General features: G+C 70.8%; 10 protein-coding genes. 3 read left to right on the top strand and 7 right to left on the bottom strand.

The window, feature by feature from the left end; all coding sequences use genetic code 11:
* Positions 1–11: 11 nt before the first annotated feature.
* The gene (locus KK097_RS07040; RefSeq protein ID WP_214544173.1) at positions 12–746 is read left to right on the top strand and encodes a GAF and ANTAR domain-containing protein; all 735 of its coding nucleotides are present in this window, start codon (positions 12–14) and stop codon (positions 744–746) included.
* On the opposite strand, the gene KK097_RS07035 is transcribed toward KK097_RS07040, so the two are convergent.
* The 3 genes from KK097_RS07035 to KK097_RS07025 are packed head-to-tail and all read right to left on the bottom strand — an operon-like array spanning position 743 to position 3,249.
* Positions 743–1,816 (bottom strand): diacylglycerol/lipid kinase family protein, encoded by a 1,074-nt coding sequence (locus KK097_RS07035; RefSeq protein WP_214544172.1) that lies wholly within the window; start codon positions 1,814–1,816, stop codon positions 743–745. The genes KK097_RS07040 and KK097_RS07035 overlap by 4 nt on opposite strands.
* Before the next feature lie 49 nt (positions 1,817–1,865).
* On the bottom strand, positions 1,866–2,042 hold the full coding sequence (locus tag KK097_RS07030) for a hypothetical protein (RefSeq protein ID WP_181243008.1): 177 nt from the start codon (positions 2,040–2,042) through the stop codon (positions 1,866–1,868).
* A 55-nt stretch (positions 2,043–2,097) separates the two neighbouring features.
* Positions 2,098–3,249: a fatty acid desaturase family protein gene (locus KK097_RS07025; protein ID WP_214544171.1), complete on the bottom strand. Its 1,152-nt coding sequence runs from the start codon at positions 3,247–3,249 to the stop codon at positions 2,098–2,100.
* A gap of 166 nt (positions 3,250–3,415) precedes the next feature.
* Between KK097_RS07025 and KK097_RS07020 the strand changes: the two genes are divergently transcribed.
* On the top strand, positions 3,416–4,153 hold the full coding sequence (locus KK097_RS07020) for a GAF and ANTAR domain-containing protein (protein ID WP_214530540.1): 738 nt from the start codon (positions 3,416–3,418) through the stop codon (positions 4,151–4,153).
* 7 nt (positions 4,154–4,160) lie between these two features.
* On the opposite strand, the gene KK097_RS07015 is transcribed toward KK097_RS07020, so the two are convergent.
* The 4 genes from KK097_RS07015 to KK097_RS07000 form a co-directional block, all read right to left on the bottom strand.
* Complete coding sequence (locus KK097_RS07015) at positions 4,161–6,962, bottom strand: alpha/beta hydrolase (protein ID WP_214544170.1); 2,802 nt, start codon at positions 6,960–6,962, stop codon at positions 4,161–4,163.
* 304 nt (positions 6,963–7,266) lie between these two features.
* Positions 7,267–8,517: an ice-binding family protein gene (locus tag KK097_RS07010; protein WP_214544169.1), complete on the bottom strand. Its 1,251-nt coding sequence runs from the start codon at positions 8,515–8,517 to the stop codon at positions 7,267–7,269.
* Positions 8,518–8,857: 340 nt separating this feature from the next.
* Positions 8,858–10,990 (bottom strand): Ig-like domain repeat protein, encoded by a 2,133-nt coding sequence (locus tag KK097_RS07005; RefSeq protein WP_214544168.1) that lies wholly within the window; start codon positions 10,988–10,990, stop codon positions 8,858–8,860.
* A gap of 138 nt (positions 10,991–11,128) precedes the next feature.
* Positions 11,129–12,415, bottom strand: a complete 1,287-nt coding sequence (locus tag KK097_RS07000; RefSeq protein ID WP_214544167.1) for a HupE/UreJ family protein — start codon at positions 12,413–12,415, stop codon at positions 11,129–11,131.
* A 167-nt stretch (positions 12,416–12,582) separates the two neighbouring features.
* Between KK097_RS07000 and KK097_RS06995 the strand changes: the two genes are divergently transcribed.
* On the top strand, positions 12,583–13,290 hold the full coding sequence (locus tag KK097_RS06995) for a type 1 periplasmic-binding domain-containing protein (protein ID WP_214530545.1): 708 nt from the start codon (positions 12,583–12,585) through the stop codon (positions 13,288–13,290).
* The last annotated feature ends 15 nt before the right edge of the window (positions 13,291–13,305 follow it).

The following is a 13,305-nucleotide window of genomic DNA, read 5'->3' as shown; positions in this document are numbered from 1 at the left end:
AGGTTCGGGCCATGACCACGACCGAGGCACATCGAGGTGAGGACCGCTTCGAGCGGATGTCCGCGGGTCTGCACGGCGTCCTGGAGCCACAACTCGAGGTCCTCGATGCGATGGACCGAGTGATCGCGGCGTGCGTCGAGTTCACCTCGGCGACGGAGGCGGGGATCGTCCTCGGCGATCCGTCCGGGACCCTGCACGTGATCGCCTCGACGAGCGAGCGCACCAGCGACGCGGAAGAGGCGCAGCTCGGCACGAACGAGGGATCGTGTCTGGACTGCTTCCGGACGGGGCGGACGATCGACGTCCCAGACGTCACGACGCACGAGTCCGTGTGGCCGGCGTTCGCCGAGACGATGCGCCAGCGAGGCCTCCGCGGCACGTTCGCCGAGCCGGTCCGCCTGCGGGACGGGACCATCGGGTCGCTGTGCCTCTTCGCGGAGCACACCGACGGTCACGACGACGCTGACGTCGTCCTGATCCAACTGCTCGCCGACGCCGCGTCCGCCGCCCTGGTGCGGCAGCGGAACGGCAGCCAGACCCGCACGTTCCAGGAACAGATCGACGACGTGATCGAGGCGCGGGTGCTCGTCGAGCAGGCCAAGGGCGCGCTCGCCTACCGGCGCGGCATCCAGATCGACGAGGCCTTCCAGATCCTGCGACGCGCTGCGCACGGGGCCGGCCGCGGGATGCGGGCGATGGCCGAGGACGTCGTGCGGCACGGTGCCGATCTCGGGACGACCGCCTAGGGAACGACTCCGGGTCGCTGGCCCGGGCGGTCGCGCCGACCCCGCCGGCTGCGTCCCTCGTGTCGCTCTCGCCGCGCTCGCTCTCGTCCGTCGGACGGGGTGCGCAGCGTGAGGCCGTGGTGGTCAGTGGTCAGGGTCACCGCCGTCACCTCGCCGAAGGCGTCGCCGTCGAGCTGCACACGCTCCGGGGTGTCAACGGTCAGCCGCAGCGTCCGTGCCCGGGTGTACCGGAGCGCGCGTGAGGTCGGCAACACGCGAGCGAGGAGTCGCCCGAACCCGGTGCGCGAGTAGAACCGGTTCAGGGTGAGGGCGTACCCCACCTTGGTCCACCCGAACCATCCGGCGGGCCGGAACGCCACCGCGTCGAGCAGGCCGTCGTCCGGTTCCGCGGCGGGGAGCAACAGGACGCCGGCGGTGAGGGTGCCGCAGTTCCCGACGATGATCGTGTGCGCGCTCATGTCGCGCAGTGCCCCCTGGTCGATCCGGTAGTGCACCGGGATCTGACGGTTGCCGATGATCGAGCGGGCGATGGGGTCGGAGTAGGCGACCCACCCGAACCGCTTCTTCACCCAGGCGTTGGTGTCGGCCGCCATGCTGGCGTCGAGCCCGATGCCCGTCATCACGAGGAACGCGTGGGACGTGGTGGCACCCGATGCATCGGTGAGGTCGGCGAGCCCGACGTCGATCGGACGGTCGGTGCCGGTGAAGCCCGCTCGGACCGAGCGCACCAGGTCGCCGAGGGGCAGCCCGAGGTTCCGTGCGAACAGGTTCCCGGTGCCGCTGGGGACGAGCGCCACCGGCGTGCCGGTGCCGCGGAGCTCCTCGGCGACGACCCGGAGCGTGCCGTCCCCGCCGGCCACGAGCACCACCGCCGGGGACGAGTCACGGGCGGCCCGGGCCGCGGCACGTCCGTCGTCGTCGGCGCTCGTCTCGAACCAGAGCGACTCGGCCCAGCCGTGTGCACGCTCCTCGGCGCCGAGCACTGCACGGAGACGGGCCTGGTCGATCTTGGTCGGGTTCACGACCACCGCAGCTCGCAGCTGGCCGGGTTCGTTCGGGGGCGTCAGCATGCGGTCGGTACGGGGATTCCTGCTGGTGGTGCGCTTCGCCAGTGGCGGACTAGTTGGTCCGGCCGGCGTTGCGGGCCTTGTTGCCGCTGCGGCGGACGGCGCCGAAGACGATCGTGCCGAGCAGCAGGACGATGCCGATGATACCGAGCCAGAGCAGGCCCTGCAGGGCGAAGCCGACGATGGACAGGACTGCCCAGAGGACGACGAGGACGATGACGGTCTTCACTGTGGTGGTTCCTTCGGTGGGTGTGGTGCGTGCGGGGTCGGGCGGGCGGCGCGTGTCAGTGGATCCGGAGCTCGGTCACCATGGGGCAGACGAAGGGGTCGCGGGCGGCGAGGCCGACGCGGTTGAGGTACCGGACGACGATGCCGTAGGAACGCAGCAGCGTGGTCTCGGTGTACGGCACGTCGAGGGTGTCGCAGTGGTCACGCACGAGCAGCCGGGCCTGCTTCAGCGCCGGACGCGGCATCGACGGGAACAGGTGGTGCTCGACCTGGTAGTTCAGCCCACCCATCAGGAACGACACCCACCAGCCGCCACGGATGTTGCGCGACGTGCGCACCTGGCGGGAGAAGAAGTCGACCTTCGCATCGTGGGCGATGGTCGGCATGCCCTTGTGGTTCGGGGCGAACGAGGCACCCATCATCACGCCGAACACGGCCAGCTGCACCCCGAGGAACGCACACGCCATCCCGAACGGCAGGAACCAGAACACCACCGTCAGGTAGATCGCGAACCGCGCCACCAGCAGGATGCCCTCGAGGACCCGCCCCCGGACGTCGCTGCGGCCGCCCGTCCCGCGGAGCACCGACATGACGGCAGCGCGGTGCAGGTTGATGCCCTCGAGCGTGAGCAACGGGAAGAACAACCAGCCCTGGTACTGCACGAACAGCCGGAGCGGCCCGTTCTTCACGGCGGCGGCGTCCTCCGGCAGGAACCGGATCGCGTCCGGGGCGATGTCGGGGTCCTTGCCGACCGTGTTCGGGTTGCCGTGGTGGCGGGTGTGCTTGTTCATCCACCACGAGTAGCTGAGCCCCACCAGGAACGTGCCGAGCCAGCGGCCCGCACGGTCGTTCCACTTCTGGGACTCGAACACCTGACGGTGCGCGGCTTCGTGCGACAGGAACGCGAACTGCGTGAACAGCACGCCCAGCGCACCCGCCACGATCAGCTGGAACCACGAGTCACCCAGGAACGCGAACGCGACCCAGCACGCCGCCGTCGCCACGATGAGCGCCGAGAACAGTGCCCAGTAGAACCCCCGACGGCGGCGCAGCAGGCCGGCTTCCTTCACCTGCGCGAGCAGCGCGGAGTACGACGAGGTGCCGCCCGTCCGCGGTCCGGCTGGGGAACCGGTCTTCCGGTAGCCGCCGGCGAGGGGGGTGGAACCGGTCTGTCGCTGTGGGCTGGTACCGGCGTGCTGCGTGGTCATGGATTCCCTGGTCGTCAACGGAATGGAAGAACGTTCCGGCGGCCGGGGTCTGGGGCTGCTGCTCCAACGCTAGAGCCGCCGCGCTCCTGGGTGCAAGCTACAGGTCCGCGTGTCCGCTGCTCGGCTACGGTTGTCCCGCCTGCTCGACGGAAGGACCGTTCCCCACATGACCGAGGTACGCGAAGCACGACTGGTCGAGACGTTCGTGACCCTCACCGACAGCCTCGTCGCCGACTACGACGTGGTCGACGTCCTGCAGACGCTGGTCGACCGGGCCGTCGAGCTGTTCGACGCCGCCGCGGGTGCCATCCACCTGCTCGACAAGCAGGACGAACTGCGGGTCGTCGCGTCGACCAGCGAGCGGAGCAGCTTCATCGGACTGCTCCAGCTCAACGCCGGCGAGGGGCCGTGCATCACCGCCGTCACCACCGGCCGGCTGGTGACGTCGGAGAACGCCGACGACCTGCGGCAGCACTGGCCACGGTTCGCCGAGGCGTCCCGGGCGCGCGGTTACGCGGGCGTCCACGCCATCCCGCTCCGGCTGCGGGACACCACCGTCGGGTCGTTGAACCTGTTCCGCGAGACGGAGGGGGCGCTGAACGGCGCCGATGCCCGAGCCGCCCAGGCCCTCGCCGACGTCGCGACCATCAGCCTGTTGCAGCAGCGGACCCTCGAGCACGCGACCCTCACCGCGGAGCAGCTGCAGCGCGCGCTCGACAGCCGGGTCACCATCGAGCAGGCCAAGGGGTACCTCGCACGCGCAGCCGGGGTCGACGTCGAGGAGGCCTTCGGCATGATCCGTCGCTACGCCCGTGCCAACCAGCGCTCCCTGAGCCAGGTCGCCGCCGCCGTGGCCCGCGACGAGGTCCCGCTCGCAGACCTCGCGACGAACGGGACCTCCTGACCCGCGGCTACTTCGTCGTCGTGAAGGTGCCCCGGGCCCGCTGGTCGGAGCCGTAGCCCCGGGCGTGCACCACGTGCGAGCCGGGTGCCAGCGCCGCCACGGCCTTCGTGATCTTCAGGCGGACCTTGCCGTCGGCACCTGCCGTCGTGCGGGTGGCCCGACCGCCGTCGATGCTGACGGTGACCGACTCGCCGGCGCGGAACCCCGTCGCCGAGATCGCGACCTTGGCACCCTTCCGAGCGCTCGTCGGCGTCACCGCGATGCTCGTGCGGGTCGCCTGGGCCTCGGCGCACGCGTCCCCCGGGGTGCCGACTGCCGGAGCGGGAGTCGCAGCACGGCCGTTCACGCTGCGCACGCCGTCGTCCTCGCGGATGCGCATCGTGCCGATCGAGTCGCCGATCACCGAACCGCCCTGGGTGTTGCTGAGCGTCATCGCGTAGTCCGACGTCCGCGAGAACGACGGGGTGCGGTCACCGTTCACCGAGACGGCGACCGCGCGGCAGACCTCACCGGGCTGGAACGTGACGGGCTGCATCGCCGGACGGATGCGGTTGTCGTAGGCCTGGTCGAGGTCGAAGTACACCGTCGTGGCCTGTTCGGCCGGCCGGGAGAGCACGACCGCTGCCCGGACCACCGTGCGGGTGCGGCCCTCGTCCACGAACCGGTCGGCGATGCGGGCGGTGGGACGGTTCGTGACCACCGGGGTGCCGAGGGTCGCGGCGGGCACGAGCGACAGGTCGCTCAGCAGGACCCCGCCGTTCTTCTGCGGGACGTCGATCGTGACCTCGCGCACGGACGCCAGGTCGATGCCGGCGAACGCGTCGAGCGGGATGCGCGCCTGCTGCAGGATCGTCTTGCGCGGGGCCATGCGGGTGCCGGGGAGCAGCTGTCCGGCACGGCTGGTGTCGGACACGCGTCGGGTCGCCACGGCGCCGGTCGCGTCGCGGAGGGTGATCGAGACGTCGGCGTTCGTCGTCGCCGTGTCGTCCGGGGTGAGGCGGAGCGACAGTGCCTGGAACCCGGTGAAGTCACCGGCTGCCGGGGCCACCGGGACGTGCACCTGACCGCCCGTCGCCGCAGCCGTCGGCGAGACGTGCAGGGCCGGGGTGGCCGGCACCGAGGACGCCAGGTACGCCGGCGTGTAGTCCGGGGCGTTGGACGAGATCGAGACGCACGCCGGAAGGCTCTGCTTCGCGGGCAGGCCGTCGGTGCTCGCGCAGGTCGTCGCCGTCAGGGCGCCGGTGGTGGTGATCGCCGGGTCCGCCGAGGCGAACAGGGCGAGGTCGCGTCGGCTCGCGCCGGGCTGCGAGGCGGTCACCCGGACGTCGGCCGAGCCCAGGGCGGCCGGCTGGCGGTTCGTGCCGTCGAACATCGGCAGGAACTGCTGCTCACCGTCCAGGGTCAGCCGGAAGAAGCCGCTGATCAGGCTCGTGCCGACGGCGTACTGCTGGTCGGACGACAGTCGAGTGGTCCGCTTCCCCTTGGCGCCGCAGACGGCGTCGGACTCGTCGTACCAGTCGTCCGACGACGCCTTCGCGTACTTGCCCGGGGTCCACGTCGTGTTGAAGAAGTTGTGGTTCGCACCCATCACCAGGACCGAGGAGCGCAGCACGTCGTCCCCGAAGGCGGTGCGGGAGTCGTCGTAGAAGTGCTGGCCCTGCAGGTCGGACACGTCGCCGTCGCAGTACGGCAGGACCACGGCGGTGTTCGTGTCCGGCAGGGTCATCCGACCGAAGTCGGTCGGCGCCAGGGGCAGGACCGCACGGATGCCGAAGGGGCTGGTGCGCTGCATGTTGAGCAGGGCCGCTCGGACCACGCCGTCACCGCCGCGCGAGTGCCCCATGAGTCCGACGTGCTGCAGGTCGAGCTTGCCCGTGAGCAGCGGCGAGAGCCGGGGCTCCTGTCCGGCGTCGGCGCGCTGGAGCAGGCTGAGGTGGTCGAGGACGAGCTGCCCTCGGGCCACGGCTCCACCGTCGTCTGAGTAGCTGCCGTCGAGGGCGTTGATCGCGTTCGCGGAGATCGACACGACGACGTTGCCGTGGCTCGCGAGGGCGGTCGCCGCGGCGTTGTAGCCGAGGTAGCTCGGGATGTCGGTCTGACCCTTCCCACACGGCCACGCCTTCGGGTTGGAGGTACCGCCGTAGCAGGCCTCGTGGCGGCCGTGCAGGAACACCACGACCGGACGCTTGCCCGGGGCGTCCTTCGGCACGAATACCGCGGCACGCATCTCGCCCTTGCGACCGAAGCCCTTGATCGTCTCGGCCTCGTTGCCGAGGTCGTAGTCGGCGCGGGTCACGGCGTACTGGCCCGTGGCTGCCGGATCGTCGGTCAGGGGTGCCGGGGCCTCGCGCGGCACCGCCGTCTGCGGCGCGGTCGCCGCCTGGCGGTTGCCCTGCAGGTCCGTCTCGCCAGTCCATCCGAGTTCGACGCTGCGGGCGTCGGCGACCGTGGGGTCGGTCGTCGTGACCGTCAGCTGTCGCTGGTCGAGGCTGGTCTGCGCGACACCGATGTCCGTGCCGTCGACGAGCAGGACCGGTGCCGCCGCCCGGATCGGCAGGGGCTCGGCGAGGGTCAGGACGACCGTGTACCCACCGTCGGCCGGCGTGACCGTCCAGTCGTCGCCCTGCGCGATCGGCGTGCCCGGCGTCGTGATCGTGGTCGTCCCCGTCGCGGGGGTCGACCCGTTGCCCGGTGCTGCGGTCGCGGGCAGTGCCGCGATCGTGCCGGAGACGGCGAGCGCCCCGGCGATGAGTGTCGAACACGCGATCTGCAGCGCGATGGTGGAACGGCGTCTCGGCGAACGGTTCACGTCGGATCTCCCCTGGTGCGGTGGGCATGCGCCACCGCACGCTCCGTCGCCAACAGTAGGGAGCGCGCCGCTCGCCACGGATCACCCTGGAGGATGACGTGGACGCTCAGTCCCTGAGGGTCCTCACGGGTGCGACGACGGGCGTTGGTCCTCGACGAGCCGGGAGGCGCGTGGCACGTCGTCGAAGCCGCAGTCCGTTGGCGTGTTCACGGGCGTTCGGGCACGTGGGCCGACCGCAAGGCCGGTGACGGCACGCAGACGGCCCCGCGACCAGGGTCGCGGGGCCGTCGATCGTACGGGTGGGTCAGATGCGGCCGGCGGTGCGGCGGCGACGGAGCAGGACCAGGAGCGTGGCACCTGCTGCGAGCAGCGCGGCGGCGATGCTCAGCGGGACGGTCGGGTCCGAACCGGTGAACGCGAGCTGGCCGGTGGGCTGGTCGGTTCCACCGCTACCGCCACCGCCGGCGCCTACGGGGCCGCTCGGGGTGTCGGTGGGCACCACTGCGGGTGCCGTCGGGGTGGGTGTCGCGGTGGGCACCGGTGCCGGGGCGCGGACCGTGATGGTCACCGTCTGGGTGTCGTCCGGGCTGGTGCCGTTCGACGCGGTGATCGTCACGGTGGACGTGCCCGGGGTGGTCGGGGTACCGGAGATGACGCCCGTGGTGCTGTCGATCGTCAGGCCGTCGGGCAGGCCCGTGGCGGTGAAGGTCGGGTTCGGGGTGCCGGTCGCGGTGACGGTGGACGAGTAGGGCACGTCCACGGTGCCGTCGGCCGGGTTGCCCGAGGTGATGGTCGGCGACTCCGACGGGGTGCCCGGTGCGGGGCAGCCGGCCGAGGCGGTGATCGTGTTGGTGTCGAGGGTGACCGCGCCGGTGCGGGCCAGCAGTCGACCCTGCACGGTCGCGCCGGTGGTGGCGGTCACGGACTGCTGCGCCAGGACGGTGCCCTGGAACTGTGCGCCGGTGCCGACGGTGGCGGAGCTGCCGACCTGCCAGAAGACGTTGCACGAGCTGGCACCGCCGGTGATGAGGATCTGGCTGGCGGACCCGATGGTCAGGGTCGACGCCGCCTGGAACACCCACACGGAGTCGGCACTGCCGGCGAGGGTCAGCGCGCCGTTGTTCGCGAGCGCGAGGGCGCCGCCGGAGTACACGCCGGGAGAGAGCGAGAGGCCGTTGAGCTCGGTCAGTCCGGTCTGGGTCGGGGAGAGCGACGCCGCGACGTTGTACGCCGTGGTCGTGTCGCGCTGCGCCTGTGCTGCGGCGGCGTCGGTCTGGTGGACCGTGCCGTTCACGACGCCGTTCGGTGCGCCACCGAAGCCGGTGATGGAGGTCCCGGGCGAGACGCCGAGGTCACCGTTGACCACGGAGGGACCGGTGTTCGTGACCGCGCTCGCGCCGAGGACGCCGTAGGTCGACGCGGTGCCGAGGTTGACCGGACCGTCGATGACCGTGGCGGCCGATGCTCCGCCCCCGGTCCCGAGGGTGATCAGTGCGGCGACGGCAGCCGCCGAGATGACGAGGATCGAGCCTCGTCGGGATTGGTGAGTGTGCACGGCCAGCCTCTGCCTGCAGGAGAGGCGAGGGGTCGTCGGCGACGAGCGCGCATTCTCGTGTGCTCGCAGTATGCGCTTCTCCACAGCCAAAACCTAGGAATGTCTGCACATGCGGTCAAAGCCTGACAATCTGCCCGTATCCCAGCCGGATCGGGGGAACGCAAGCGCATGATCACCACAGGTTGACCGGACGCTCTCACCAGCGGCGGCCGGGTTGGGAGTTCGGGTCTCCCGTCAGCCGGTGCGGCGTCGGTCTCGGGTAGGACCGGTCGCCCACCCCCGGACCACACGGCGAAGGGCCCCGCGATCGAGACCGCGGGGCCCTTGCTGGTGCCGGGTGCTACTTGATGACGACCGTGACGGTCGGGCTGGTGCTCGTGGTGAGCTCCGAGGTCCCGGCGAAGACGGCGTGCAGGGTGTGCGTGCCCTTCTTCAGCGGGAGCTTCGAGGTGACCATGCCGTCCTCCACCGTGACGGTGGCGAGGCGCTTCGAGCCCTGGTAGATCCGGGCGGTGCCGTCGACGCTGAAGCCGGTGGCCTTCACCTGGACGGTCGCCTTGCCACCGCTGTACTTGATGGCGGTGCGCGACGGGGCCTTCTCGACGGTGACCGTCATGGCCTTCGCCGTCTTCGAGTTCGTCCCCGAGTAGACCGGGTCCGCGTTGACGAAGGAGGCCGTGACCGCGTGCTTGCCGATGGCGAGCGTGCTCGGCAGCGTCATGCTGGCCGCGCCGTCCTTCACCGGGGCGGTGCCGAGGACCTTGCTGCCGTCCTTGAACGTCACCGTGCCCTGCTGGGTGCCGATGCCACCGGCGATGGTCGCGGTGACCTTGGCCGGCTTCGCGGTGCGGTAGGTCTGCTCGGCGGCCGACGCGGTGAGCGTGGTGGTGGTCGTCGGCAGCGTGGCGTGCAGGTCGAACTTGTCGACCGTCGAACCGATCGCGGCCGGGTCGGCCGTGGCCGTCGGCTGGAGGGTCACGCCGCAGGTGTCGACCTTGCCGTGCTGCACGGCCGAGTTGAGCGTGGTGCAGTCGCTGGCGCGGATGTTCTCGACGGCGAGCTTGTCGTCGGTGACCGACACCTTCACGAAGGTGCGGACGTGCTCCTGGTTCTCGACCGAGTTGGCGAAGTGACGCTGACCGGTGGGGTCGAGCGGGTCCGCGCCGTAGCCCTGGGTGGCGTCCGGGGTGGTGAGGTCGTAGTACTTCGAGCCGGAGGCCGAGTTCGCCGTCATGTAGATGACGCCGCCGGGGCCGGAGAAGACCTCGGGAGCAGCGGGCTGCTCGTTGACGTTGGCCTTCTTGCCGTTCTTGATCGCGTAGCTGCGCGAGTAGGAGTGGTCGTGGCCCTGCAGGACGAGGTCGACACCCATGTCCGAGAACGAACGCGTGAAGTCGAACCGGCGCTGCTGGTTGTCACGGTCGTTCGCGTGGTCGGCGGGCGAGTAGATCGAGTGGTGGTAGACCAGCGTGGTCCACTTCGCGTCGTCGCCGTGGCGGTTGATGACGTCGCGCACGTAGTTCACGTGGGCCCCGTCCGAACCGGCCGAGTAGGCGTTCGAGTTGATGTCGATGAACAGGACGCCCTTGTACATGTACCAGTAGTCGCCACCCGAGTTCGCGGTGGAGTTGCCGCCCGGGTAGAAGTCCGGCACCTTGAGGGAGTTCGGCACCTGGTTGTGCTGCTCGTAGGCCTTGCCGCCCACGTCGTGGTTGCCGATCGTCGACGCCCACGGGTAGCGCTTGAGCACGTCGCTGCTGTCGGCGAAGGCACCCCACTCGTACTCGTTGTTGGCGTGCTCGACCTGGTCGCCACCGGAGACCAGGAGTTCGGCGTCCGGCTCGGTCGACGTGGCGTACTTCAGCGTGTCGGCCCAGCCCGCACCGTCGTCGTCGGTGAAGCCCGACGACCCGATCTGCGGGTCACCGAAGAACAGGAAGTCGAAGTCGCCGGAGAAGCTCTTCGTGGTGAAGGTGTACGACGCGGACCAGGCCGAGCCGTCCGCCGCACCGACGTGGTACGTGTACGACGTGTTCGGCTCGAGGTCCGAGATCGTCGCGTGCGCGTTGATGTAGCCCGACTCGGCGGCGATGCCCTCGATGTTCCGGGTGTTCGAGTCGGTCGTGCTCGTGTCGGCGGCGGTGTTCGCGGCCTTCGACGCGGCGATCGTCTTCTTGGCGTCCGTGAAGACGCCGTCGGTCATCGACGCGGTCTTCTGGATCTCGAGCGACTGCGCGACGTTCGTGGGGAAGTACCACGAGGCGATGCGCTGGCTCTCGGTCGCGCCGACGCCGAGCAGGACGTGGATCGGGCCACCGGTCGAGATGTTCGTGGTGGGGGTGTTCGTCGCCGCGGTGGCGGCGCTCGTGCCGACCATCGAGGCACCGGCGATGAGCGCGGCCCCGAGGACGGCTCCGCAGACGCGGAGGGTGGTGGTTCTGCGCCGGGTAGGGGCGCCGGACAGGAGACTCATGTGGGTCCGTTTCTCAGACGTGGGATGGTGCAGCACGGGAGACTCTGCATGCACTGCAAAACTTCTTGGTAAACGCTGAGTGACAACTCGTCGCTGTTCAGGCACGAACGCCGGTTGTCAGCCGGCACACGGGGATCGTCAGCCCGCGGCTATCCGTTCCACGAACCAGATCATCCCCATCACGAACACCCCGGCGGTCACCGCTCCCGTCACCCAGAGCGACACCCGGTGTGCCTTCCGCCGCAGCAGCGAGAGCGGCGGGAACACGATGACGATGATCGCGAGCTGCACGGCCTCGATGCCGACGTTGAAGATGAGCAGCGACACGAGCAGCTGCCACGAGAACGCCTCGTGGATGCCGAGCGCCCCGGCGAACCCGAGCCCGTGGATGAGTCCGAAGGCGAAGACGACGGCCAGGCGGGTCCAGCCGGCCCGGTCGAGCGAGAAGTGCCCGTGCTCGGCGACGACCAGTTCGTCCGCCCGCGACCGACGGCGCCACAGCCGCCACAGGTACCAGCCGGCGACCGCGGCGATCGACAGCGCGATGAGCGGCTCGACGACGATCGCCGGCGGGCTCACGACCCCGAGTGCGGCGAGGATGAACGTGATCGAGTGCGCGATCGTGAAGGCGGACGCGGTGTACACGACCTCGCGCAGGCGCCGGGACCCGGCGATGAGCGCGACCAGGAACAGGATGTGGTCGATCCCGAACAGCAGGTGCTCGGCGCCGAGGCGGAAGAACTCCCAGAAGCGCTCGCCCGCCGACTGCTCGGTGGAGAACGACCGCTGCGAGGCGTCGAGGGTGGCCGACCCCTCCCGGTCGTCGACGTCGTACGTGACGATCGTCTTCGTGTCGCGCACGAAGGTCTCGTCGTCGGGGAACAGCTCCGACGACACCACGTGTCCGGACTGCGTCTCCGACGGTTCCGGGCAGGTGAAGTCCGCGGTCACCTGGGCGTAGGGCACCTCGTCCTGCATGTCGACCGTGACGGTGTCGTCGAGCGTGCCCGTGCAGGCCTGTCCGCCGGCGCCGGTCACCGTGAACCGGTCGAAGACGTACTTCCCGATCGCGTCGGTGTGCGCTTCGGCAGCCGAGACCATGCCGGGGAAGTCACCGTCGTCCCAGGCCTTCTGTCCCTGCTCGTGCAGCGCGTCGTCGTCCTCACTCGTCGCGACGGAGACGAGCATCAGGTCGTACTCGAGCCCGAGCTTCGCCTGCACGGTGGTCGGCTCGGTCGAGGTGACGTCCGCGTAGACGACCGAGCTGAAGCCGTGCGCGGACGCCGGCGACGCTCCCGCCAGCACGCCGATCACGACCACCGCGAACAGCGCGAGGACGGCGACGGCCCGTGCGGCGAACGCGAACAGGAGGGAGGAGCGGGCAGGGCGGGCGCGCAGGAGCGCGGCGGTGGTTCCGGAGGGCACGCGCAGACGATCCGGCTCGCAGGCGACCGGCAGGTGAACAACCGGTGACCGGCAACGGGACGGGTGTTGGACAGGTCCCCCGACCGGCCCGGAGCGGCCCTCGGGCGTGCTTCCATGGTTCCGATCGTCGCGGCCGTGTGCCGCCCCCGCTCGCCCCAGGAGACCCCGTGACCCGCCTCGCCACCCGGACGACCGTCCTGTTGACCACCGTCGCCCTCGTCGGCGCCGGTGCGACCCTGCTGGCCGGGTGCTCCGCGGCGTCCGTCGGCACCACCGGCCCGACGGCGACCGCGTCGGCGCACGCCTCGGCCGGCGTCCTGGGCACCGGGTTCTCCGACCCGGACCAGCCGCCGGCGCCCGAGGCCACGATCCACCCGGAACCCGGTTCGTGGTCGGGCGTCCACGCCCCGTCGGACTACGAGGTCGTGCTCCTCTCCGACGCAGCCGACGCCGCCGACACCCCGACCCGGAACCTGCTCGAGGCCGTCGAGTCGTGGGCCGCGGACGAAGACGTCACCGTCACCCCGGTCTCGGCGAAGGACGCCGACGACCGGATCGCCGCGGTCCTCCGCGCGGTCGACGCGGAGCCCGACCTGGTCATCACCGTCGGCAACCACATGGTCGACCCGCTCGCGGCCGTCTCGCCGACCGCGCTCCACCAGCAGTTCCTGGTCGTCGGTGCCGAGATCGCGGAACCGACGTCGAACGTCACGGCGGCGGACTGGACGGGCGGCGGGTTCCGCGGCGAGGGCCTCGGTCCGTCGAGCCACTACGACCCCGAGACCTTCACCGAGGACCGCGCGGCTCGCGGTCTGCGCGCCGGGCTCGCCGCCGTGCTCCACGACCTGCGCGGCATCGTCGTCTGGGTGCCCTGACCCGGCGCTCCCCCG

Source organism: Curtobacterium flaccumfaciens, from assembly GCF_018598405.1.
GTDB classification, from domain to species: Bacteria; Actinomycetota; Actinomycetes; order Actinomycetales; family Microbacteriaceae; genus Curtobacterium; species Curtobacterium aurantiacum.
This window is presented reverse-complemented; position numbering and strand designations above follow the sequence as displayed.

Excerpts from the sequence above, each read along its gene's own strand:
- KK097_RS07035 (WP_214544172.1), bottom strand. The coding sequence starts at position 1,816 with ATGCTGACGCCCCCGAACGAACCCGGCCAGCTGCGAGCTGCGGTGGTC.
- KK097_RS07020 (WP_214530540.1), top strand. The coding sequence starts at position 3,416 with ATGACCGAGGTACGCGAAGCACGACTGGTCGAGACGTTCGTGACCCTC.
- KK097_RS07025 (WP_214544171.1), bottom strand. The coding sequence starts at position 3,249 with ATGACCACGCAGCACGCCGGTACCAGCCCACAGCGACAGACCGGTTCC.
- KK097_RS07040 (WP_214544173.1), top strand. The coding sequence starts at position 12 with ATGACCACGACCGAGGCACATCGAGGTGAGGACCGCTTCGAGCGGATG.
- KK097_RS07005 (WP_214544168.1), bottom strand. The coding sequence starts at position 10,990 with ATGAGTCTCCTGTCCGGCGCCCCTACCCGGCGCAGAACCACCACCCTC.